This is a genomic window from Barnesiella intestinihominis YIT 11860, assembly GCF_000296465.1.
In the GTDB taxonomy this organism is placed as follows: Bacteria; Bacteroidota; Bacteroidia; order Bacteroidales; family Barnesiellaceae; genus Barnesiella; species Barnesiella intestinihominis.
The window spans coordinates 763126-789389 of sequence record NZ_JH815204.1; the positions used below are offsets into that span (position 1 = coordinate 763126).

Below are 26264 nucleotides of genomic sequence, written 5' to 3' on the forward strand. Positions count from 1 at the left end.
GTATCTTGATATTTCGCTGAATAGCTTTACCTCGTATTTCAAATTATTGGCAAAACAATTTAGAGATAAAGAATGTTTAAAAATAAACTGACATTTTATAGCCAGCTTTATACTCATAATAACAAAGATATCTTGTTAATATTAAAAAATTAAGTATATTTGAATTCTGACAATTATAAATGCATTTCTTTTTATACTTTATTCCCATCTCAATTAAACATAACAAAAAAATGAAAAAATTACTTTCTTTATGGATAACGGTTGTTATCATTCTATTTCAAGTTCATGTCTCAGAAGCTTGTACCGGCATTACTTTAACAACAAAAGATAATTCTATGATTCTTGCCCGAACAATCGAATGGGGCGGCAGCGATTTAAATAGCCAATATGTTGTCGTTCCTCGTGGTTACGAACAGTATTCCTATATTCCCGGAGGAGAGCGATCGGGAATGAAATTTACAGCTCGTTACGGTTATATCGGGTTATCCGTCGAACAAAAGGAATTTGTGGCAGAGGGACTAAACGAGGCTGGACTATCTGCCGGATTATTTTATTTTCCCGGATATGGTCGATATGAAGACTATGATTCCAAACTGAAAGATTCCAGTATAGCCGATTTACAATTAGTATCATGGATATTGGGAAACTTTTCAACGGTAGACGAAGCTATGAAAGCTATAAAAAAGATACACATCGTGCCGATTGACCCGAGAGCCTCAACCGTTCATTGGAGAATGGCAGATATTACAGGAAAGCAAATCGTATTGGAGATTGTTGATGGTCAACCTAATTTCTATGAAAATACATTAGGAATACTTACCAATTCTCCCGGTTTTGACTGGCATATGACCAATCTGAATAATTACATCAATCTTTATCCCGGGACTACTAATCCGAGGACACTCGGAAATATAAAACTTTCCTCATTTGGTGCAGGCAGTGGTTTCCTCGGCATTCCCGGTGATGTCACTCCCCCATCAAGATTCATACGTGCCGCTTTTTACCAGACTTCTTCTCCACAAAAAGAAACAGCGATAGAAACTGTTATACAGAGCTTTCACATTTTGAACAACTTTGATATACCTATCGGTATAGAGTTTTCTGAAAGTGAAACGCCTACCGATATACCGAGTGCCACACAATGGACATCATCGACAGATCTTACACACAGAGTTATCTATTATCGTACTATGTATAATAGCGACATTCGTTGCATAGACTTGAAAGCCATCGATTTTAATCGTGTAAAATATCAAGCGGTTCCACTCGATTTGATAAAACAGCAACCTATACAGCCGGTACGAATCAATTGATCAATACTCGGTATACTTTGTAAATGTAATCACAAAAAGACCGTATCTATCATAACGATATGGTCTTTTTCCATTTTGGAAATATTGCCTTTATATTTGAATTTAATAATTAATTATAAATCAAACAATTATATAAATTTCAAACTATGGTATTTTAATTGCAAAGTATAAAACGAAAACTCTGTAATAGAGACATGTGAGAAATGGAAAAGCAGAAAATGGATCGTAAACAAGAAAAATTCAAAATCTTGAAATTCGGAGGAACTTCATTAGGAACCGTCGAGAGAATCAAACATGTAGCAAATCTTATTTGTAATAATGAGTTGAATCTGGTCGTACTATCGGCAATGTCGGGCACGACCAATTCATTGGCAAAAATAGCCTCATTACTATTTAATGGAGATATCGACGGTGCACAGCGAGACATTAAGTGTTTGGAAATCAAATATATTGAAGTCGCCGATAAGCTCTATCTTTCTGCAAAGAGCATAGAAGAAGCTAAAAAGTTTATTCTATGCTCTTTTTCATCGTTACAAACAATAGCTCAATCTCCCATTTCTTCAAAACAAGAAAAAATCATACTGGCACAGGGCGAATTACTGATAACTCGACTGATGCATATTTATTTGAAAGAAATTGGAATCGTGTCGGTTCTGCTTCCTGCGATTGAGTTCATGCGTACCGACAGAAACGGAGAGCCCGATATACACTTTATCAAAAGGAATGTATGCAAATTATTAAAACACTATCCCAATAATCGTTTGTTTATTACGCAAGGTTATATTTGTCGTAACGTATCCGGTGAAATAGACAACCTACAACGAGGCGGTAGCGATTATACTGCATCATTATTGGGTTCTGCCTTGAATGCATGTGAGATACAAATATGGACCGACATAGACGGACTACACAACAACGACCCAAGAGTAGTATCGACAACAGCACCAGTGCGTACTCTGACTTTTGACGAAGCCTCCAAGCTCGCTTATTTCGGTGCAAAGATTTTGCATCCGACATGTATCCTTCCGGCCAAATTAAAAAATATCCCTGTAAGGTTACTCAACACTATGAATCCCCAAGCCCCGGGAACGCTTATTTCCGATACTGCCGACACCGGGAAAATAAAGGCTGTTGCAGCCAAAGATAACGTAACTTATATTAAGTTGCGCTCTCATTATAAAATACCGTGTTACCGTTTCCTCGAAAAAATATTTCACTGCTTTGCACAATCCCATACACCTATCGATTTGGTCGTAACGTCTAATGTGGAAATATCTTTATCAATCGACAATAAGATACATTTGCCGAAAATAATCTCTATGCTGGAACGATATGCCGATGTTTCGGTCGAAGATGATATGGTAATTATTTGTGTTGTGGGTGATCTGAAATGGTATAATGTGGGCTTTGAACATCAAATAGTCGAAGCCTTAAAAGATATTCCTGTACGAATGATCTCTTACGGAGATAACTGCGATGTTTCGTTCGTTATGCGTCGTGATGATAAAAAGCGAGCTTTGGAAGCACTTAGCCAACGTGTCTTTTCTTAATAAATAGCAAAATAACCCTGTTAAAACGGGTGATAAAGTCAGACAAAAAAAGGTCATTCTGAAAATGAATGACCTTTTTCTTATAAAAATAATTTTAATTCTACTAATTTACATCTTTCACTCCCGCAAGTTCCGGGTCAATCATAATACGTCCGCAATATTCACAAACGATAATTTTCTTACGCATTTTGATATCGAGCTGTCTTTGAGGTGGAATACGATTGAAACACCCTCCACAAGAATCGCGTTGAATATAAACCACTGCCAAACCATTGCGTGCGTTCTTACGAATTCTCTTAAATGCAGACAACAAACGAGGCTCCACTTTATTTTCAAGTTTCTTGGCCTTTTCCCTCAGCTTTTCTTCATCTTGTTTGGTCTCCGAAACAATTTCATCAAGTTCGCTTTTCTTTTCGTTCAAAATATGCTGGCGATCCTGTAAAATCTCCTCCGAAGCTGCGACTTCATTACTCTTGGCCTCTTGTGCTGCGATAAATTCATTGATACGTTTTTCGCACAATTGAATTTCAAGCGTTTGATATTCGATTTCTTTCGACAGAAAATCAAATTCTCGATTATTCCGCACATTATCCTGCTGCTTGGTATATTTCTCTATAAGCGTTTGGGCATTTTGTATTTCTACTTTTTTAGCCGACACAGCAGCTTTAAGGTCTTCTATTTCTGTATGAAAGTTTTTGATACGAGTTTCAAGACCTGCAATCTCATCTTCAAGGTCTTGAACTTCAAGAGGAAGCTCACCCCTCAATGTTTTTATTCTATCGATTTCCGAAAGAATGGTTTGCAAATCATACAGTGTTTTCAACTTCTCCTCCACTGTATATTCTTTCTCTGCTTTTGTTTTGTCAGTAGCCATACTTTACAAATAATTTATCGGATTTGTATCTACCTGTGTAGAATGGATTGCAAAGGTAGGGAATTTTTTTTGAATTATCTCACAAAAAATTTCTTTTGTATATTGTTCGCTCTCATAATGACCGATTTCGGCCAATAGTATATGAGATTCAAATTCGAAATAGTCGTGATAACGAATCTCTCCTGTAACAAACATATCGGCTCCGGCTATGACAGCTTTTGTTATCAATGAGGCTCCGGCTCCTCCACATAATGCTATTCGTGAAATTTTTCGGTTATGCAACGGAGAATGTTTTACGCAACCGGTCTTAAAAATTTCTTTCAGCTTTTCCAAGACCAACACTTCATCGACAGGTTCCGGTAAGGCTCCTACAACACCGCTCCCGACTTGTTCCCATCGGTTGGATAACGGAATCAAATCGAATGCCGGTTCTTCATACGGGTGGCTCCTTTTCAGCGCATCGATAACCGCTTCTTGTACATGTATAGGAACTATCACTTCCAAGCGCGTCTCTTGTTCCCGGTGAAACTCCCCTATCGTACCGCAATATGGATTAGCATAGGTTCCCGCACGAAACGTCCCTGTCCCTTCTTGTCCGAAACTACACTTGTCATAGTTTCCTATATGACCGGCTCCTGCTTCAAAAAGAGCGCTTCTTACGCTCTCGACATGAGTCGAAGGTACATAGGTAACCAATTTTATCAGTCGGCCGCATAACGGGTCTAAAACTCGAATCGAGGTCAATCCCAGTTTCCGAGCCATTCTGTAAGATACCCCCTCCGGGGCATTGTCGAGATTGGTATGGGCTGCATAAATGGCTATGTTGTGTTGAATAGCTTTAATGACAATCCTCTCGACATAACTATTCCCCGTTATCGATTTCAATCCCTTGAAGAGTAAAGGATGGTGAGATACAATCAAATTATATCCCATAGAGATAGCTTCGTCGACTACGGCTTCCGTGACATCGAGACAAACAACCACACCCGAAACCGATTGAAACCGACCGCCCACTTGCAATCCTGCATTATCATAGGATTCTTGCCAATTCAATGGAGCGACCGATTCTATCGCCTTTATGATATCGTTAACTATTATCACGAATCTCTAATTCTTCGGGTTCACTTTTATACATAGTTCTTCTAACTGGGATTCCGCCAAAACAGAAGGTGCATTAAGCATAACATCTCGACCGGAATTGTTTTTGGGGAATGCGATGCAGTCTCGTATAGAATCTAATCCGGCGAACATCGAGACTAGACGATCCAAACCGAACGCCAAACCTCCGTGAGGCGGTGCTCCATACTTGAATGCATTGATTAAGAAACCAAACTGATCCAATGCTTGCTCTTCGGTAAATCCCAGCAAACGGAACATATGGTCTTGCAATTCACTGTCGTGTATACGGATAGACCCGCCACCCAATTCGACACCGTTGATAACCATGTCGTAAGCGTTCGCTCTGACGGCTCCGGTATCGCTATCCAATAGAGGAATATCTTCCGCTTTCGGGGAAGTAAACGGGTGATGCATGGCATAGAAGCGCTGGGTCTCCTCGTCCCATTCGAACAAGGGAAAATCGATAACCCACAAGGGTGCAAACGTATCTTTATCCCGCAACCCCAAACGAGAGCCCATTTCCAGCCGCAGCTCACAAAGAGCCTTACGGGTTTTCATCGCAGGACCAGCTAATATCAACAACAGGTCGCCCGGTTTTGCACCGAATCTTTCGCCCCACTTTTTCAAATCGTCTGCCGAATAAAATTTGTCGACCGATGACTTTGGCGTGCCGTTTTCATCGAAACGGACATAGACCAACCCTTTGGCTCCTATTTGTGGACGTTTGACGAACTCGGTCAATTCATCGAGTTGCTTACGGGTATATGTCGCACACCCTTCGGCACAGATACCGCCCACATACTCGGCACTATCGAACACCACAAAATTATGTCCTTCGGTTAAATCTTTCATTTCAACGAATTTCATACCGAAGCGCATATCGGGTTTATCGCTGCCATAGTATTTCATGGCGTCGGCCCATGTCATACGCAAAAACGGTTCGTTGAACTCAATGCCACGAATCTTTTTGAACAGGTGTTTAATCATACCTTCAAAAATATTCAAAACATCTTCTTGCTCGACAAAAGACATTTCACAGTCTATCTGAGTAAACTCGGGCTGACGGTCTGCCCGTAAATCCTCGTCACGAAAACATTTCACGATTTGGAAATAACGGTCGAATCCCGATACCATCAATAACTGTTTCAATGTTTGGGGCGATTGAGGGAGCGCGTAAAACTCTCCCGGATTCATTCTTGAAGGCACTACAAAATCACGAGCCCCTTCGGGAGTAGACTTGATCAACACCGGAGTCTCCACCTCCAAGAAATTCAATTCGTCGAGATAACGGCGGACTTCGAATGCCATCTTGTGACGTAATTCGAGATTACGGCGTACTACCGATCGTCTCAAATCGAGATAACGATACTGCATGCGAATATCGTCTCCTCCGTCCGATTCGTCTTCGATAGTAAAAGGCGGTGTCTCTGCGGTATGCAACACGACCAAATTTTCGGCTATGATTTCTATTTCACCGGTCGGCAGATTGGTATTTTTGCTTGACCGTTCCGTTACCGTACCGGTTACCTGTATGACATACTCACGCCCCAATTTATTCGCTTTATCGCATAAATCGGCATCTGTTTCTTGATTAAAGACCAACTGTGTGATACCATATCTATCTCGCAGATCGACAAATGTCATTCCGCCCATTTTGCGACTGCGTTGTACCCACCCTGCCAACGTCACCTTTTGGCCGACATGGTTCAACCGCAATTCTCCGCACGTATTCGTTCTATACATTATTATATGATTTATTTTCGTTGATTATACTCCGACATTCTTATGAAAAATTATCTTTGCAAAATTAAAATAAAACATCGGTAAACAAATATGATTCCTTAAAGAATTTGATAAAAATATGGGAGCATAGTTGTGGATATAAAAAAAAACTGTAAATTTGCAGCACCAAAATCGAGAAACGATTAATGGGATTCGGGGTGTAGCGCAGTCCGGTTAGCGCACCTGCTTTGGGAGCAGGGGGTCGTGGGTTCGAATCCCGCTACCCCGACAAAATATAAACACTGATTATCAAATGATTTTCAGTGTTTTTTCTTTATATATTTCATCAAAAAATATACTTTCAATCGATAGACGTTTCGTATATTTTTGTTGTGCTTAGGTGCGTTTTGTTTCAAAACCGTGCAAATTCCGTGCAAAAAAACTTGGCAAATATGGCTTCTACAAATCGTACTTAGACACACATCAAAAAAGAAAGATTGAATATCACTACTCAAATAGAGACTAAACCATCGGAATAAACATGTAATTCAAAACTCCTGCCCGCTATTTTCTTCCATTTTATAAAATATACAAAGCCCACGTTTACAATCTCTTATAAAAGAAGAAAAATAAAATAATTTAGATTAGTAAAAATTCTAGGATTATTTTATAAAATAATCAAAAACAAATCGCTATATTTGTATCATACAGTGAATAAATTCGTGGTGGCGATTGCCATTTCGGTTGGTTTGACATAGGCCTCCGATCCATAATAAAATGCAAATAGAGTTTTGCATTTCACGAATTTATTCACTGTTCTTTTTAGTATCGTGTATTATGGTCGGAGGCTTTTATATAAAAAAGTTATGACTAAAATTAAATTGTTTCAACTTAGATTATTTAGAACAATTCGCCGTCAAATTTGTTCAATAGACATGATTGATATAGAAACATTTACAAATATATTCCGATTGCTCAACCACGTTGACCGGTCAATCATTGAAAAATATATACAAGGATATTCTATAAAATCTATTGCAGATGAATCCGAATATTCCAAAGCATTTGTGTCCGAAAGAATCTATGTATTCCAGAACGAATTAAAAAAAGAAATTTCCAAAAAACAGAGTAAAGTTAAGAATTAAAATAAATCTGTCCTATTTTTTTCTTATCAAGTTCATAAAAAGCGTATTAAAGCCTTTTCTTACCGATTTGCGACCCAGAAAATAAAAACGAAATCGTGCATTCCGTTCCTTCTACTGTCGTATTATCGACCGTCATGATACATGAATCGACAAGGGGAATAAATTGTTTTCGAAAAACATAAAAAAAGAAAGGTTACCCGATATCACATCGGATAACCTTTCGAGAGAGGCAGTCTTTTCAGACTGTTATTAACCTGAAACAATCTTCTTTATTTCTTGAACATCTTCTGGCTACGTACCACATTGCCTTTCTGCATCTTCACTACATACATAGCAGAAGACAGATCGGAGACATTCACAGATTCGGGATTGTTGTTTACATATTTAACCAACTGTCCATCGACCGTATATATCCAAGCCTTATCTACATTGTTGAAATAGATTACATCGGTAGCTACCGTAGGATACAGCGAAGAAACAGACGATACACCGTTTCCGTTGCCATTTACGACATCTTCGATTCCAGATACATCTAATCCATCGGGTTCATCGGCAACACCTTGATCACGGTAGTCGGCATATGTTTTTTCCGGTTCACGTCCGGAATTCGATCCGGTTACTTCCACATCGAAATCGATCGAGAATCCTTTTGCCGTACCTCCCGTAGGTCCGGGGTGAGTAAACCAAGCATCAGAGAATACCATACGGAAACGACTTGTACCCACTGCCGCATCCTCGGGAACATTAAGAATGAAGGTACAACCTGTTGCGATAGAATCGGTTCCTGCATTTAACGTACCTACCTCCATTACTAATTCGTCTGTACTAGCATCGAATACATAATCGAGATTCCAATCTACATAGGCTTTACCCAAACACCACTTCAAACCATCGTCGCTACCGTTAACTCGTCCTGCAAACTTAACCGTTACTTTCTGGCCTTGTTCTACTTTCAGTTTTTGGTCGGTTACTCTCAAATAGTTATCACCTCCAACAGGTGTATTCGATGTATAGTTCAAATTTTCAGTTGCACCCGTAGTAACAAGCGATGAAACATAACGATATTTTTGAGCTGTCTCAACACCTTCCGATTCGAGATTCAAATAAGTTTTTCCATACAAATCGGTATCGGGCTCGGGTAAAGACCCCGTGGCACGAGGTACATGCGTCCACACCACCGGAGAATACGATTTCAAATCGACTGATACCGAACGAACACCGATATAGGGATCGTCGTTTTCATCTTCAAATTGAATATTACCTACATAAGCCGACCAAGTGGAAGTACGTCCTACTTCCGATACTCGTCCGTCTTCTCCATTCTTATACAAAATTTCAAAATGATCGATATTTACCTCGTCGTTGTAAACCATACCATAATCTTTGCGGGCAGGACTAAATCCAGTATAATCGACACTCCAAGTCAATTTTACAGACATCGAAGAAGTCGTTTCTTCCTTCACTTCTGTAACTACACTCAAATCGTCGATATCAGCGGGTTTCACAGCAGAGCGGTCATCGCATAATTGCAACTGTCCTACGAGCATTTTATAGCTGTCCGATGCCGAACCTTTCACACGCAGACCGATATATTCGATTACATCGTTTTGGTTGATACCGCTGAGAGCTATTTCTTTTTCTTCCCAAGTAGCGCCTTTCAAGTCGCCCACAGGGAATTCCAACCATGCATTGTCGTCAAATTTCTTCAAGATGAGATACAGATTGGAAGCATTACTTCCCTCGATACCCGATTTCACGGCCAGTTTGGCTGTTGCATTGTTCCCAGAAACAGTCAGTTTGGCACGATAAAGCACTACATCAGATCCCGTCGAAGTAGGAGTTCCTTTCAAACGGAGGGCAGATCCACCGATATAAGCATCCTCATGAGTAAATTCAGCATCGATATCCGTCGAACGGTTCGTTGTCCCCGTTTGATAGATTAACCAACGATAGGTCGGTACATAGTCTTGTTGTCCCATATTGTACCAGCTACCCAGTGTTTTTTTACCTTTATAAGCATAGAAATCTCCATTTCCCAATGAGAAATAGGTATTGAACGGCAGATCGCCTTGAATAGCCGTACGTTCCGGTATAAATTCGGCCAATCCGCAGAATTCGGCTAATTGCGTATCTGCTTCACTGGCATTTTCTACTTGGAATACATTAGTATACGAAGGAGCCGGACGTTGGATCGGTGTGCGATACCCCCCCGAGAATCCTTTTTCCAACAACTTTTGATAGTTCGTTTGCATATCCATGGGGTCTTTTCCCACTACATATTGGAAGAAACGACTGATTTTGTGCTCTCCCCAAAGGCAAAGACCACATCTCTTCGTCGCTTCATCTTGATTCAAGAGAGGCCAGCTAAGATCCATGTGACGATACCAACCACCGGCATATAAACCGTCGGCCGTACCGTAAGCAGTTTCTGCCGCTTGAACCGACGAAGCCATATATTGTGTTGCAAAATCTCCTCCCGAATAATTCAACATTAAGTCAGCGGTTTTACCGTTCGCTTTTGTTCCATAAAGGGCATTTGCAGTACGTGTCGAGAGTGAAGAACTACTGGTGTACAAACCAATATGGAAGCTGTCGAACCCTATCTCTTTCGCTCTTTTGTAAAGCGCTTGATGGAATCCGACAACGTCAGTCTGCTGATAGCCCGAATCCTCGAAATTGTAGTTTATACCGTCCAATCCCAAGAACAAAAGAGCATTCAAAAAGGCATCTACATACACGTATTCTCCTTTCTCGTTTTTCTTTGTAATAAGCTTGATATACTCACTTGAAGTTGTTCCCCAAGACTCGAAAAACTTAATACCCGAGAACATGTGCGTCCCATTCTTGTGAGCGGCATCGGCCCAAGAACCCGGAGCTTGTAATATAGTGTGGTTCCAAGCACCATATAAATTCGTATAGTTCCACATAGAGAATACATCGCTATGGAATTCGGAGCTGGGATAGCCACCGACACTTTCACCTTGTCCGGTCGGTGTGTTCATCCACAACCGACGGGTGGGATACACATCGGCAACAATGTTTTTGGCTGCATCTTCCATAATAACTGCCGGGCGTACGTGCGAACGGGAGAATTCCAGATCGAGATTAAAACCGGCAGCTTCAAACTCTTCTTTGGTCGGGTACTTACGTCCTTCATCAGCCGCCTGAGCGAATAACAGCAATAACTTGTCATCATTCCACGGTGTAAAGTCAAAAACTTCTGTCGATGCAGACGCCGGATATTCCGGTTCTTGCGCCTGCACGTTGCCGGCCAGACAGCATAGAGCCACAGCCGCACCGCATACAGTAAACTTCTTCATGATAAAAAAACATTAAATTATAAATTTTGTAACTATTATAAATAGTAGAGAGAAGAGGAGCGACAGCTCCCCTGCCCTCTAAACCATTTCATTAGAAATTGGAACCTTCTACGTCCCACCAAACACGAGTACCTTGTGTATCGGTCCCCCCCAAAGCCTCTATACCAGAGGTCTGAATATCGGACAAACCTGCACTCGTGTCCCTTCCCGGCAAAGGAATTTTCCGAATAAGGTCGCCTTGTACCAAACTGCCGTCACCGTCCTCGACATTCAATACGGGGAATATCTTCGGATAGCCCGTACGGCGCAAATCGTTCCATGCTTCATAGGAATAGGGGAACCCGGCAATATACTTCTGAGTGATGATTTTTTCCAATTTGGTTTCCGGCGTATCGCCTTCGTTCCATTTAACACCGATTTTGGTTACACTGGCTATATCATTGGTATGGTCCATCGGGTCGGTATACGCATAAGCGACCGGTTCTTCCACACTCATATACTCATCGACTTTCTGTCCATATTGCGAATTTGTACGTTGATCCAACTGAGCGCTACGAATGCCTGCTTCATAAAAAGATTGGGCAGAACCACCCATCGCCCAGTTACGCACTGCACCTTCCGCACGAAGGAACTGAACTTCTGAAAGTTTCATCAGGTATAACGGAGCCATACTGATACGATTGGAAGAAACTGCCGAATAAGCGATACGGGGGTTAACACTCACTGTTTGACCCGAAACCATGGATATACCAGCTCGTAGCCCTACAATCCGAGAATTGGTAGGTTCTATTTCCTCAGGATTTGTTTCATTGACAATCTGAGAAGAATTTTTCTCGAACAACGCATAATCGTCTTGTACATAAGGATGCTTCAAACTGAACAGTAAGCTCTCAAACGAAGCATTCAACCGGGAATCGCCCCATAATTTGCTAATATCGACCAATGGATGGGTAAACCCTGAAACGACTGGATCCAAAGCTATTTCTTGATTTTCCGTTTCGATTACACCTTCGGTAACAGCTTCTTGTGCCCATTTTTGAGCTTTTGTCCGATCAACTTTCACAATATGCATAGCCATACGAAGTTTTAACGAATTGGCAAAACGTCTCCATGTGTCAATACTAAAATCTTTCGTTACCCAGTCACTTTGTTGCAAGATACCATTCAAACGACTTTTGTACCACCCCGGACGTTGCTCATAATGTTTCAAACAAGCATTGATCGTATCCAGATTATCTACGATAGTTTCATAAATATCGGCCATCTTATTGAAGGTAAATGGATTCGTTTCCTTATTATTCTTGTGATCTACATAGGGAATAGAGCCATACAGGTCGACCATCTCCTGTGCCGAATAATTGTAAAGCAATAGTCCTATCGCTTTCATCTCGGGGATAGAGTCGATATGAGGGTGATTCAACATGTTCACCAAATTGTTTTTCACCATGAGAAAAGCGCCATAAGGGCCATCGCAATATCCTCGATTGTAATAGTAAGTAGAAGATAAAATACCGTCTCCCCCATGTGAGAAGTTATGAGGAACGCATAAATAGCCGGCATAGTTATCGACGGTTATATTATACACATATTGATATTGGTGAGCTCCGGGAAGCTGGCCTTCTTTTCCTCCTCTCATACAATATTGTACCGTTTGTAATTGAAAGAAATAATTGTTTAATTCTTTCTCGGCAAACGCAAAACCTTCTTCTGAAATCTCTTTTCTATAATCTATACTATCGGCTTTACCTTTGTAGACTATCGGATCCAATTCGGTATCACCACCAGTAAAGGTATCGGTGGGCATATCGAAATCTAAACATGAGTGCAAGCTCACAACAGAAAGCAATGCACCAAATGCCGCTAAAACAGTTTTTTTCATATATCTATTCATTATTTACTACTAAAAATCAATTTTCAAATTCACACCGACCGAACGGGTTGCCGGCATATTGAAGATATCGAACGCACCCAAACCGTTTTTGGTAGAGAGGGCGATATCGGGATCGACCGGAGCATCCTTATAGATGAAGAACAAGTTGCGGCCTACGACTGACAGCGAGAGGTTACTGATAACTCCTCCAAAAAGATTATGGAAAGAATAACCTAACGAAAGTTCTGCCAGACGGAAATTGGTGGCATCATAAACATATTGCGAACCAAACATATTACCACCTACTGCTTTGTAATATTCTTCAATAGGAGCCAAATTACCGTCTGGCATTACCATAGCCGGCTTTCCGTTCCATTGTAAATCGGGATTTGCTTCGGCTGCCAAACGAGCATCTCCCACTCGCTTAGATACACCTTGATAATCGAGATAAGCCTCGGTCAACGAGATGACCTTGCCACCGATACGACCGCTCACCAAGAAATAAAGAGAAAGGTCTTTCCAAGAAATCGTATTTCCCCATCCCAATTGGAATTTAGAATTCATATTGCCCAAGTAGACATAACTATTGTTACTTAACTGAGGTGCTCCGTTAGAACTTAAATAAATACTACCATCGTCATTGCGACGAAAATCGAGGGCATACATATCGCCGTAAGAACCGCCTTCGTCGTACCTTACCACAATATTACCACCGGCAATTTTTTGTTCGAGCTTAGACGACTTTCCTTGCTCATCTTTGAATGTCTTTACAATCTTGTTGTCGTTGTACGAGAAATTCACCGAAGTACGCCACATCCAATCTTTGGCAAAGCCCAACGAATAGGAAACGGTGGTTTCGATACCTTGATTACGAATCAAACCGGTATTTACAGGTTTGGACTTACCTCCCGTAGTGGCTTGTAGGAAATAGTTATTATACAATCCCGTGTGATAATACGTCAAATCCCAGTTCAACGAACTATCGAAGAACGATACATCGAATCCGGCTTCGAATGATTTTGAAGTTTCGGGAATAGGATTATCGAAATAGCCATAGGTAGACGAAGCGATCGCTCCGGTTGCTAAATCAGCTTTACCTTTATTAAACACCTCATTAGGAATAGAGTTACCTACTTCGGAGTAAGAAGCACGGAGTTTCAAGTGTGTAATAAATTCGGGCAAAGAAATATAGCGATGCATTAACGTATTGGCTCCGACCGAGAAATAGCCATAATTATCGGGAGTACCCCGATATTCGAATTGTTTGAAAGCCCGATACCAGTCTTGGCGATAGCTACCTTCCAAATAGACATAATCTTTGTATCCTACTTGTCCCGTAAAGAAAAGACCTTTATCCCAGTTGGAAGACAAGGAATACTCATTCATATTGCTTCCTCCCCATGACGCCAGAGGCTCAAAGAAGTTAATACGGGTCGGTAGCTGATTCATGTCGGTATAGGAGAAATAGGTGGCTCTCGTCCACAACTTTTGGGTCTCTCCTTTAACGGTGTGTCCCACCCAACCGGCCGATGCCGATACAGAGAAATCTTTGATTTCCTTGTTGTAACTCAACATGGCATCGACATAGACATCGTTGCTCCAAATGAGATCCTGTCCATACATACCATAGTCCTCGATAGCGGCTACGTTTTGCGTAGTGGCCATTCTCTTTGTAAATCCTTTATACTTGGCACGGTCCATGTTCAAACGGCCTTGTATCTTCAAGCCGGGAATGATTTCATAGCTTGCCGTAATATATCCATAGGCTCTTTCCTCCTCGGTCTGTCCTTTATTGGCATTCGTTATCCAATAGGGATTATTGTTACCCGGTGAAAAATAGGCCCATTGTTGCATCGGTCCAGACAACTCAATAGTACCATCGGGAACCCACTGTTTCTGATCATTATAATATCCGTAAATGTTTGAAGTCCACGTGCCTTCTCCTCGATAATTTTTCTTATAATAATCCATATCGATGTTACGCGGCATACGATACAAATCATATAACGGGTTCATGACCGTACCTCCGCCCGGACGATTCTTTGTCTGCGCATGCACATAGTTCAATGACAAATCGACATTCAACTTCTTGTTGAACAAAGAATAACTCTGACGGAATGAAAAAGTATTTCGTTGATAAGTATTATTGGGAACCATACCGTCGGCGTAGGAGTTGGCATAAGAGAAATAGGAACGTACTTTCTCAGTACCACCACTTACCGATACCGAGTTGTTGTAAGTCGCACCTGTCTCGAAAAAGTCGGAAATATCGTCTTTTGCATAATTACGCAACTTAGCTCCACTGTAATTGAGCTCCTCGGGTGTCATTTCAGAAATCTTTTTGCCCCAACTTTCAGTAGTAAGAGTACTGGCTGCCAGATTTACATTTGCACCATATACATTCTGTATCTGAGGAAGTACCAACGGATTTTCAAAAGTCACATTAGAATTGACACTTACCGATACACGACCCTCTTTACCTTTCTTGGTCGTAATCATAAGCACGCCGTTGGCCGCAGCACTACCGTAAAGAGCAGCCGCATTAGCACCCTTCAAAATGTTGATGCTCTCGATATCGTCGGGATTAATCAAGGAAAGAGCATCCCCACCCTCCGAAGAACTCGAATAAGTGAGGCTCTCGCCACCAGCCCAAGAAGAAGCCGCTCCACCGACTTGGTTAGTCATAGGTATACCGTCGATAACGATCAAGGGGCTGTTGTTACCCATAACCGACTTATTACCACGCAAAAGGATTTTTGAAGTACCACCGGCTCCACCGGCACTTTGAGTGATAGTTACACCGGCTGCTTTCCCTTGAAGCGAATTCACGAAGTTGGCATCTTGCACCTTCATTAAATCATCTCCCTTAATTTCTTGGGTCGCATAGGTCAAAGACGATTCTTTACGGGTGATACCCATGGCGGTTACAACGACTTCGTCGAGCACCTCGGAATTGTCCTGCATAACTACATCTATCTTGCTCTGCCCGTTGATAGCGCGCTTGATGGTTTGATAACCGATGTAGGAAAACTCCAATTCGTTACTCCCCGCAGGAACCTTGATCGAGTAGTTACCATCGAGATCTGTCGCTACGGCCACATTTGTACCGGAAACTTTTACCGTGAGGCCGATAAGAGTCTCTCCCGACGGATCGGTAACTGTACCCGTTACCACTTTTGTCCCCGTGGCAACATTTTGATTTACACTCTTCGATTGTGCCGCTCCTTGTGGCGACATCGTATCAGCTGCGCTGACATGCGCAGCAGTACCGATTCCAAAACCAGAAACCAGTACGAAAGCTACAATAATTGCTTTTAGATTTCTTCTATACATACGTGTATTATAGGTATTCGAATACTAAAAAATAATTCTCCTCTCTCATTTTAATTCTAAAAAATAGTCTCTCTTATTTCCATAGGCTAATGTTTTTTATATTAAAAATGGATAAACTTCAAAATGCTTCCTATAAACTGCGACGTAGTCGGGATTCTGATAAAACGACATGCCTCACCATTCGTAAATGATACTTCAAACTATCAAAAAAAACAGATATGTACTTTTTCATGGATCCTTTAATGTTTTTTCATGAATCAATAAGTATCTCTATAATTTTTTTGTTATATATTATATAACCCCAAATCAAAAACAATCCCTAGTGAAAAATGGAATTTTTTTTTTGCTCCCTTGAAGAAAATAGTAGTAGAACCAATTGGAGCAAGTATATATCTATTTGGTTTATAAACAAATACAAATTACTCCAAAGATTACACTTTTTAGAAACTATCTATGATTCCCTCCCAAACAGCATTTCTTATTTATTATCGGAATCCCTATCCGGCACAGAACCGTCCCCTTCCGTATTACGTTTAATATCTAAATATTGTCACAAAAAAGGCGTATTTGAAGAAAAAAGAGTACTTTTGCGGACTATTCCATTCTCATATCAGGATTATTGTGTATTTACTTCCAAAAAGTTTCTTGACTTTATGATAAAAATTTCATTTGAAAATATTCGACAAGCCGCTAAAAATATCGGCAACTACGCTTTACGGCTTAGTGAAAAGATTCGTCGTATTTCTCCCCGGGTATGGTTGTATGTGGGGGCAGGTATTCTCCTACTAAGCGGAGGATTATATTGGTTACTGCGTCCCGCACCTCCGGGTCCCGACCTACCGATAGTCGAAGTCGAGCCTGTTGTTACGGACGATGTGGAAATTTACGGGGAATATGTAGGCCGCATTCGTGCTCAGCAATTCGTTGAAATAAGGGCCCGAGTAGAAGGGTTCCTTGAAAAAATGCTCTTCGACGAGGGTACTTATGTAAAAAAAGGACAACCCCTTTTTATAATCGACCCCAAACAGTATCAAGCTCGAGCAAATAAAGCCAAAGCTCAGCTAAACAAAAACAAAGCGTTGGCATTGAAAGCCGAGAGAGACTTGGAGCGCATCAGACCTTTGTATCAACAAAATGCAGCCAGCCAACTCGATTTAGATAACGCCATCGCTTCTTATGAAAGTGCAAAAGCCGAAGTAGAAATGAGCGAGGCCGATTTAACCCAAGCCGAAACAGCATTGGGTTATACGACTGTGAGCTCCCCTATCTCGGGATATATATCGGAACGTAACGTCGATATAGGAACACTTGTCGGCCCCGGCGGGCAATCGTTACTGGCTACGGTCGTAAAGAGCGATACCGTTCGTGTCGATTTCAGTATGACCGGACTCGATTATTTGAAAAGCAAAGCCCGTAACGTTAATTTAGGGCAAAAAGACACGACCCGAACGTGGGAGCCTTACATTACTATTACTTTACCCGACAATTCGCCTTATCCTCAGCGGGGAATAGTCGATTTTGCCGATCCACAAGTCGATCCTCAAACCGGTACATTCTCAGTAAGAGCCGAAATGCCCAACCCCGAACATATATTATTACCGGGGCAGTTCACCAAAGTAAGGTTACTGCTCGATGTTCGGGAAGCGGCAGTCGTTGTCCCCAATAAAGCAATCGCTATCGAAAAGGGTGGCGCTTACATATTCGTCGTAAGAGCCGATAGTATTGTAGAAAGGCGTATGGTCGAATTGGGACCGGAAGTAGGAAACAATGTCATTATCGAACGAGGTTTGGTTCCCCACGAAAATATAGTGGTCGAAGGATTTCATAAACTCACTCATGGAGATAAAGTTATCCCCTCGACTTATCGGGCAGAACAAGAAGACCATTCTAAAAACTAGTATGTTATGAAATCGGACTTCTTTATCGACAGACCCATATTTTCAATTGTTATTTCAATTGTTATCGTTATCGTCGGTGTATTAGGTCTTTTTTTACTCCCGATAGACCAGTACCCCCAAATTGTTCCTCCGGTAGTCAAAGTATCAGCCTCCTATCCGGGAGCTAGCGCACAGACGGTCACCCAAGCTGTCGCCACTCCCATCGAACAGGAATTGAACGGTACGCCCGGCATGCTTTACATGGAATCAACGAACAGCAATTCAGGAAGTTTTTCGGCAACAATTACATTCGACATATCGACCGATCCGGATTTAGCTGCCGTTGAAATACAAAACCGCGTGAAACAGGCCGAAGCTCGCCTCCCGGCCGAAGTAGTACAAAACGGTATTTCCGTGGAAAAACAGGCTTCCAGTCGATTAATGACTGTCACTTTGCGCTCTAACGATCCGAAATTCGACGAAATATACCTCAGTAATTATGCCACGCTCAATGTGTTGGACATGTTGAGACGGGTCAAAGGAGTGGGTAGCGTATCGAATGTCGGTAGCCGTTATTACGCTATGCAGATATGGGTTCAACCCGACCGCTTGGCTAATCTGGGACTTACAGTGGACGATTTACAAAAGGCATTGAAAGACCAGAATCGGGAATCGGCCGCCGGAGTATTGGGTCAGCAACCGATTTCCGACATCGATATAACGACTCCTATCATAGCACAAGGGCGATTATCTTCCGTAGGAGAATTTGAGGACATTGTCATACGGGCTAATCCCGACGGTTCTTTGATTCGTTTGCGCGATGTCGCTCGCATCTCTCTCGAAGCACAATCTTACAACACGGAAAGCGGAATAAACGGAGGTAATGCGGCCGTGCTTAATATCAACATGCTACCGGGAGCCAACGCAATGGAGGTTGCTGAATCTGTGAAGAAAGAGATGGAGGAGATTAGTCGTAACTTCCCGGAGGGTATTACTTATGAAATTCCCTTCGATATGACCTCTTATATTTCCCAATCCATAAACGAGGTTTACCATACGCTTTTCGAAGCCCTGATTTTGGTTATCTTGGTTGTATTTCTCTCGCTACAAAATTGGAGAGCTACACTTATCCCGGTTATAGCTGTACCTATTTCGTTGATAGGAACATTCGGAATCATGCTTGCGTTCGGATTCTCGCTCAATATGATGACCCTTTTGGGTTTAATCCTTGCTATCGGAATCGTGGTCGACGATGCCATAGTCGTAGTCGAGAATGTAGAGCGAATCATGAATGAGGAACATCTTAGTCCCTACGAAGCTACCAAAAAAGCCATGCAAGGATTGGGTAGTGCCATTATCGCTACCTCGTTGGTGTTATGTGCCGTATTCGTCCCGGTCAGCTTTTTGACCGGTATTACAGGTCAATTGTACCGACAATTCACGATTACTATTGCCGTTTCGGTCCTTATTTCGACATTAGTCGCACTAACTTTGAGTCCCGCCATGTGTGCTTTACTGCTCAAACCGGATTCAGGAAAAAAGAAAAACAAACTCTTTCGTTACATAAACTTATGGCTAGCACGAGGCAATAGACTTTATGAGAAACTCATTCGAAAAGGATTGAAGCATGCTCGCAGAGTAGTAGCGGCTTTCGGTATATCTCTGATAGCGATATGGGTTCTTAACGAAATAGTTCCCCAAAGTTTTATGCCACAGGAAGATCAAGGGTATTTTACCGTTGAGTTAGAATTACCAGAAGGCGCTACATTGGAAAGGACACGCCATATAACCGAACGAGCCATGAACTATTTAATGTCTCGTGAAGACGTAGAGTATGTACTCAATGTGACAGGATCTAGTCCCCGTGTCGGTACGAACCAATCTCGAAGTCAATTAACGGTTATTCTAAAACCCTGGGAAGATCGCAAATCGTCGAATCTCCGAGATATTATGGAGGAAATTCGTGAAGAATTAAAAAAATATCCCGAAAGTAAAGTTTATTTGAGTACTCCACCCGTTATTCCGGGATTAGGTAGTTCGGGCGGTTTCGAAATGGTGCTCGAAGCACGAAGCGATGCGAGTTATGCCGATTTACAACGAGCCGCCGACACATTACTTTATTATGCCTCTCAACGAAAAGAGATAAGCGGTTTATCGTCTTCTATTCAAAACGATATACCTCAGCTTTATTTTGATGTAGATCGGGACAAGGCTCAAATGCTCGGAGTAAAAATAGCCGATATTTTTTCAACGCTCAAAACATTTACGGGGTCGATCTATGTGAACGATTTCAATATGTTCAACAGAATCTACCGTGTATATATCCAAGCCGAAGCACCGTATAGAGCACATAAAGATAATTTGGGTCTCTTCTTCGTCAAAGGAAGCAATAACGCCATGATACCTATTACCGCTCTTGGTACAACCTCGTATACAACAGGTCCGGGGACCATTCGTCGGTTCAATATGTTCACCTCCACAACCATATCGGGAGAAGCGGCCCCGGGTTATAGTTCGGGACAAGCGATGGCTATACTCGAAGAAATAGCAAGCAAGCATTTGCCTAAAAACATTGGCGTCGAATGGAGCGGACTTTCCTATCAGGAAAAACATGTAAGTGGTCAGACAGCCTACATATTGGCCTTAGCATTACTTTTTGTCTTCTTATTCCTTGCAGCTCAATACGAAAGTTGGTCTATCCCAATAGCGGTTATATTATCTCTTCCGATAGCAGGAGTCGGAGCCTATTTAGGAAACTGGATATGCGGCCTTGAAAATAATATTTATTTCCAAATCGGCTTGGTTATGTTGGTGGGATTAGTCGCCAAAAATGCAATTCTTATCGTAGAATTTGCCAAAGACGAAGTCGAGAAAGGGAATAATGCAGTGGATGCTGTAATCAAAGCCGCACACTTACGATTCCGACCTATCGTAATGACCTCTTTGGCCTTTATCTTAGGTATGTTACCTCTTGTCTTTGCCAGCGGTCCGGGATCGGCCAGTCGTCAAGGTATCGGTACAGGTGTATTTTTCGGTATGATTGTGGCAATTACCGTAGGCATTATTTTTGTTCCCCTTCTTTTCGTATGGGTTTACAAGTTAAAATCTAAAATGATGAAACGATGAAACAGATGAAAGTTTTCATACATATATTGGTGACAGCATTCATTTTAAGTAGTTGTTCTATACAAAAACGCTGTCAGGCTCCCGAACTGAATTTACCAGATGAAATTATTGCGGGAGAAAACGATACATTAACCATTGCCGATATGTCATGGTGGGAGCTCTATTCCGATTCGACTCTTAGCAAATTAATTAAAAAGACGTTAAGAAATAATCGGAATATGCAGGCCGCAGAAGCTCATATCAAGCAAATGGAAGAATTATACCGCGTGAGTAAAGCATCTCGTTGGCCGACTATCGGAGCTCAACTTTTCGCCGATCACGAAACCAATGATTATTACGGTGAAAAGTTCTCAAAAAGCCCCGAATTTAGTCTTAAAGCCTCATTAGGTTGGGAAATAGACCTATGGGGGAGCCTACGTTGGGGAAAAAGAAAGGGTGCGGCGGAGTACTTAGCCTCCGTGGAAGCTGCACGAGCTATGCAAATGACCCTAATTGCCGAAACAGCGATCGCCTATTTCGAATTAGTCGCATTGGATCAAGAACTTGAAATTGTTTTACAAACCGTAAAGACTCGTGAAGAAAGTGTCAACCAAGCCCGATTACGATTCGAGGGTGGACTCACTTCCGAAACAGCTTATCAGCAGGCGCAAGTAGAATTGGCCAGCGCTTCGGCTCTTATCCCCGAATTGGAGCAAAAAATCGCATTGAAAGAAAATCAAATTGCGGTATTAGCCGGAGAATATCCATCGAAAGTGGAACGAGGAGAATTCGACTTAAATGTAACTTGGCCCGAAAATATACCTATCGGGCTTCCCTCTACCCTACTGCAACGAAGGCCCGATGTGCGTCAAGCAGAGCAACAGCTACAAGCCGCTATGGCAGCGGTAGGAATTGCATATGCCGATCGGTTTCCACGATTAACTATAAGTTTAGTCGGAGGGCTTGAAAACGATGAACTAAAAGGATTTTTCGAATCTCCATTCTCCTATGTATCTGGCAATCTCGTAGCTCCTCTATTAACCTTTGGAAAAAAGAAAGCCCAATATAAAGCGTCATTGGCAGCCTATGACGAAAAACGTTTCGCCTACGAACAAAAGGTTCTTGAAGTTTTCCGAGAAGTGAACGATGCCGTGATAACTTATAGAAAGAAAAGACGGACATCGGAACTTCAACTCAATCTTTTTGAAGCAGCTCAAAAATATGTAGATTTAGCACAGTTACAATATTTCAACGGGGTTATTCGTTACATCGATGTTTTAGATGCCCATCGTAAATTTTTCGATGCTCAAATAGGTTTGAGCAATGCTGTAAGAGACGAATATCTTGCTATGGTAAATTTATATAAAGTATTAGGTGGAGGCTGGGAAACAAGCCCAATTTAAGCGAGCGAATTTTTCTATAAAAATAGAGCCCGGGGATTATAAAACTCCGGGCTCTATTTTATTTATTTATGGCCTTTTATCTCAGCAAAGTTTGCGTGCCCCATCGGCAATCACGACATCATAAACTTTGGGAAGACGACCGAATTTTGTCTTATATTCTGCTTTGGCTTTTTCCACGAACGCATCATACAATTCGTCCTTAACTAAGTTTATCGTACAACCGCCAAATCCACCTCCCATCACACGAGAGCCGGTCACACCACACTCTTTGGCAATATCATTCAGGAAATCGAGTTCTTCACAACTTACCTCATATAATTTACTCATTCCATGATGAGTCTCATACATCTTCTGCCCTACTGTCTCATAATCTCCTTGTTCAAGAGCATCGCATACGTCAAGGACTCGTTGCACTTCACCGATCACATATTCTGCACGCATATAATCCTCGGCAGACACCTCTTCTTTTACCTCGTCTAACATAGACATATTGGCATCTCTCAGGAACTCTACATGCGGGTGTTTCTTTTGTATGGCGGCAACCACATTCTCGCACGATTTGCGTCGGTCGTTATAAGCGGAAGATGCCAACTCGTGCTTTACGACAGAATCGAGCAATACGAGTCGGTAACCTTCGGGCTTGAACGGGAAGTATTGATATTCCAACGAACGGCAATCCAGTCGTATCAGATGACCGGCTTTACCGAACACCGAAGCAAATTGGTCCATAATACCGCAATTTACACCACAATAGTTATGCTCGGTAGCCTGTCCGATTTTAGCCAATTCGAATTTGTCGATGCCACAGTTGAACATATCGTTCAAAGCGAAAGCATAAGTACTCTCCAATGCAGCCGACGAAGACATACCTGCCCCCAGAGGAACATCGCCGGCAAATGCTGTATTAAATCCGGCTATTTTACCGCCTCGTTTAATAATCTCGCGGCACACACCGAATATATAACGAGCCCAGCTGGCACGGGGAGCGTCTTCCTCGTTCAATCCAAACTCTACATAATCTTTTAAATCTATCGAATATGCGCGGACTTTATCCGTCCCATTAATTTTAAGTTCTGCAACCATTCCTTTATCGATGGCTCCCGGAAATACAAATCCACCATTGTAATCTGTATGCTCTCCTATTAAGTTTATACGACCGGGAGAGGCATATACCGACCCGGTAGAGCCATCAAAATGTTTGATAAAACGACTTCTTACAAATTCTATATCCATAATACTAAATTAAATAATTGTATAACTTATATGATTATTTCTCTCGAACCGAAAATTTAAACTGTGTATGACTTTCGAATTTTTCATGAGGGCGTAAGATAACAGAAGGATAGTTTTCATGATTAGGACTATCTGGAAAATGTTGAGTTTCGAGACAGATAGCAGCTCTCATCGGATACCGTTTCCCATTTTTCCCGATAAAATTTCCTGTCATCCAATTGGCTGTATAAAGCTGTACACCGGGCTCTGTCGTAAAGACGTCCATCACGATCCCGGTTTTGGGCGAAACACACTCTGCACAAAATGAAAATTCACCGCTCCGCTTCTTATTCAAAATATAAGTATGATCGTAACCTTTTCCATAAACCAGTTGTTCAAACGGCTCGTTTATACGGCTACCGACTTCATAAAGTTTACGAAAATCCATCGGGGTTCCCTCTACCGCCGACTTCTCTCCGTAAGGTATAGCCGTATCATCGGTAGGTAAATAGTAATCGGCATCAATGCATAACAGATGATCACCGATGTAAGGATCTCCCGCACCCGACAAATTAAAATACGAATGGTTTGTCAGATTAACGATGGTAGGTTTATCGGTTTCTGCATAGTAAGTTATATCAACGGCATTATCGTCGGTTAATTTAAATATGACCTTCACTTGCAGATTTCCGGGAAACCCTTCTTCACCATCAAGAGACAATCGGGAAAATTCTATTGTTTGTTTATCCAATTGATTGGCATCCCAAACATGGAAGTTGAATCCTTTTACCCCTCCATGCAGGCTGTTAGGCCCATTGTTTATCGCTAATTTATCATACAAAACTCCATCGATCGTGAATTTCCCTTTTGCAATACGATTGGCATATCTACCACAAGTCGCTCCAAAATAAGGTTCCTCCGATGTAAGGTATTCCTGTATGTTATTATGCCCCGTAACCACGTCTATCATCGTCCCATTTTTATCGGGAACCATTAACGAAACGATACGAGCGCCATAATTAGTTAGGGTCAATTCGCACCCGTTTTTATTAACCAAGATATAGAGACCGGTTTGTTTACCATCGACTAAGCCTTGAAAATGTGTTGGATTCAATCCTGAAAGAGTCATATCCATATTCTTCTTTTTAAGGTTAACTAAATTTGTTGATTGTGTAAAGTTAACGTTATCTTTTTTTCTTCCAAAGATTTTTTTATGGTTTTGCATAAAATTATCAGAGAAGAAAAATTTTAACAGATTTTTTCACTACATATCCATTCTTTCGATTCACATCTGCATATCGAGCGATCCATAAACCCCGTGACGTAAACCTGTATCTGATTAAACATACTTATTGAAGTTTGCTCCCCTCATTTTTCCTTCGTTCTTAACACCTCTCATAGACTTGCACACAACCTCTAAATATCCCGGCTCTTATTCGTAAAATCCCGTAGACGAGAGCCTATTCTTTTATCCTCCATTATTATCTTATATTAATAATCTTATGGGTTTGAAGTGAAAGCCTCCATCGGGGGTGGCTCTTAATGTATCCGATAGCTGCGGTAAGATTGTTTTCATTTTTTATCTCATCATTGACATCACAAGGTTGCAAGCTACAAAAACACTCATAAGCTGTGGCGATTTTTTCATACGGTTCCATATCTTGTCCCTGATAAACGACTTTGATTTCATTCATACGCTGTATTTTCACAGGAATCGTTTTAGGAGAGCAAGTAATCCAATTGATCGACCGTTCCAAATCGGTATCTAATGCGATTGATCCGTTGGTTTCGATTTGGACAAATTTCCCGACTTCATGCAATCGGTCGACAAGCGAATGCGTAAGTTGTAAAGTGGGTTCCCCTCCTGTAATAACTACATGTTTCGCCGGATAATCAGAAATAGCCTTTACAATCTCTTCTTCTGTAAAAATAGTATAATCCTCATGTTTTGTATCACAGAAATCACAATGCAAATTACACCCCGCTAACCTCACAAAAATCGCAGCCGTACCTGTAAACACACCTTCACCCTGTAATGAGTAAAAAATTTCATTTACTTTCATTTGTCAATATTTTCATTTTCAAAATCGTCGATTTCGTAAATAGCCGTATTTCCACCACTTTCTTGAACTTTGGTTTTATAACATTCGGGAATCTGATCCGTAATCCATTTCGCTATGTTTTCAGCGGTCGGATTAAAAGGCAGCAATTCATTCAGATTCCCATGATCAAGATAGCCATGGATCTTATCTTTAATGTGTTTAAAGTCACAGACCATACCGTCTTGATTCAGTTCTTTCGCTTTACAATAAACCGTAATAATCCAGTTATGGCCATGTAATTTTTCACATTTACTTTCATATGAAAGGTGCAAAGAATGCGCGCCTGCAATTTCCATTGTCTTAGCTACGTAATACATTA

15 protein-coding genes and 1 tRNA gene are annotated in these 26264 nt (G+C 41.4%); 6 read left to right on the plus strand and 10 right to left on the minus strand.

The features are described from left to right. Window positions 1-230 precede the first annotated feature (230 nt). Window positions 231-1313 carry a linear amide C-N hydrolase gene (locus HMPREF9448_RS07985; RefSeq protein WP_008862092.1) on the plus strand — a complete coding sequence of 361 codons (1083 nt, stop codon included), beginning with the start codon at window positions 231-233 and terminating at the stop codon, window positions 1311-1313. Window positions 1314-1516: 203 nt separating this feature from the next. After that, entirely contained in the window at window positions 1517-2863 is a 1347-nt protein-coding gene (locus HMPREF9448_RS07990; protein ID WP_229042458.1) for an aspartate kinase, read from the plus strand. Window positions 2864-2966: 103 nt separating this feature from the next. Here HMPREF9448_RS07990 and HMPREF9448_RS07995 read toward each other — a convergent pair whose 3' ends face one another. From HMPREF9448_RS07995 to aspS, 3 genes are read right to left on the minus strand one after another with little or no spacing between them, the layout of a single operon-like run. Further along, window positions 2967-3737, minus strand: coding sequence for a zinc ribbon domain-containing protein (locus HMPREF9448_RS07995; protein WP_008862094.1), 771 nt, complete (start codon window positions 3735-3737; stop codon window positions 2967-2969). Between the two features lie 3 nt (window positions 3738-3740). Next, window positions 3741-4835 (minus strand): Nif3-like dinuclear metal center hexameric protein, encoded by a 1095-nt coding sequence (locus HMPREF9448_RS08000; protein ID WP_040296131.1) that lies wholly within the window; start codon window positions 4833-4835, stop codon window positions 3741-3743. 9 nt (window positions 4836-4844) lie between these two features. Next, window positions 4845-6599, minus strand: coding sequence for an aspartate--tRNA ligase (gene aspS, locus HMPREF9448_RS08005; protein ID WP_008862096.1), 1755 nt, complete (start codon window positions 6597-6599; stop codon window positions 4845-4847). Between the two features lie 193 nt (window positions 6600-6792). Between aspS and HMPREF9448_RS08010 the strand changes: the two genes are divergently transcribed. Continuing rightward, window positions 6793-6867: transfer RNA gene (locus tag HMPREF9448_RS08010), tRNA-Pro, on the plus strand. Between the two features lie 1125 nt (window positions 6868-7992). Here the strand turns inward: HMPREF9448_RS08010 and HMPREF9448_RS08020 are convergent. From HMPREF9448_RS08020 to HMPREF9448_RS08030, 3 genes are all read right to left on the minus strand, one after another. Next, window positions 7993-11043 carry a T9SS type A sorting domain-containing protein gene (locus HMPREF9448_RS08020; protein ID WP_008862098.1) on the minus strand — a complete coding sequence of 1017 codons (3051 nt, stop codon included), beginning with the start codon at window positions 11041-11043 and terminating at the stop codon, window positions 7993-7995. Window positions 11044-11134: 91 nt separating this feature from the next. Then, window positions 11135-12922 (minus strand): SusD/RagB family nutrient-binding outer membrane lipoprotein, encoded by a 1788-nt coding sequence (locus tag HMPREF9448_RS08025; protein ID WP_008862099.1) that lies wholly within the window; start codon window positions 12920-12922, stop codon window positions 11135-11137. A gap of 21 nt (window positions 12923-12943) precedes the next feature. Beyond that, complete coding sequence (locus tag HMPREF9448_RS08030; protein WP_008862100.1) at window positions 12944-16246, minus strand: SusC/RagA family TonB-linked outer membrane protein; 3303 nt, start codon at window positions 16244-16246, stop codon at window positions 12944-12946. Window positions 16247-16902: 656 nt separating this feature from the next. Here HMPREF9448_RS08030 and HMPREF9448_RS08035 point away from each other — a divergent pair. From HMPREF9448_RS08035 to HMPREF9448_RS08045, 3 genes are read left to right on the plus strand one after another with little or no spacing between them, the layout of a single operon-like run. After that, a complete protein-coding gene (locus HMPREF9448_RS08035) occupies window positions 16903-18144 on the plus strand; it encodes an efflux RND transporter periplasmic adaptor subunit (protein ID WP_232297241.1) in 1242 nt (413 codons plus the stop codon). A gap of 6 nt (window positions 18145-18150) precedes the next feature. Further along, window positions 18151-21249, plus strand: a complete 3099-nt coding sequence (locus HMPREF9448_RS08040; RefSeq protein WP_008862102.1) for an efflux RND transporter permease subunit — start codon at window positions 18151-18153, stop codon at window positions 21247-21249. After that, on the plus strand, window positions 21246-22631 hold the full coding sequence (locus HMPREF9448_RS08045; RefSeq protein ID WP_008862103.1) for an efflux transporter outer membrane subunit: 1386 nt from the start codon (window positions 21246-21248) through the stop codon (window positions 22629-22631). The genes HMPREF9448_RS08040 and HMPREF9448_RS08045 overlap by 4 nt, the downstream gene beginning before the upstream one ends. Before the next feature lie 81 nt (window positions 22632-22712). Here HMPREF9448_RS08045 and galK read toward each other — a convergent pair whose 3' ends face one another. The 4 genes from galK to HMPREF9448_RS08065 form a co-directional block, all read right to left on the minus strand. Further along, window positions 22713-23864: a galactokinase gene (gene galK / locus HMPREF9448_RS08050; RefSeq protein ID WP_008862104.1), complete on the minus strand. Its 1152-nt coding sequence runs from the start codon at window positions 23862-23864 to the stop codon at window positions 22713-22715. Window positions 23865-23898: 34 nt separating this feature from the next. After that, entirely contained in the window at window positions 23899-24978 is a 1080-nt protein-coding gene (locus HMPREF9448_RS08055) for an aldose epimerase family protein (RefSeq protein WP_008862105.1), read from the minus strand. 346 nt (window positions 24979-25324) lie between these two features. After that, a complete protein-coding gene (locus HMPREF9448_RS08060; protein WP_008862106.1) occupies window positions 25325-25906 on the minus strand; it encodes a 7-carboxy-7-deazaguanine synthase QueE in 582 nt (193 codons plus the stop codon). Then, on the minus strand, window positions 25903-26262 hold the full coding sequence (locus tag HMPREF9448_RS08065; protein ID WP_008862107.1) for a 6-pyruvoyl trahydropterin synthase family protein: 360 nt from the start codon (window positions 26260-26262) through the stop codon (window positions 25903-25905). Before HMPREF9448_RS08065 ends, HMPREF9448_RS08060 begins: the two co-directional genes overlap by 4 nt. Window positions 26263-26264: the final 2 nt, after the last annotated feature.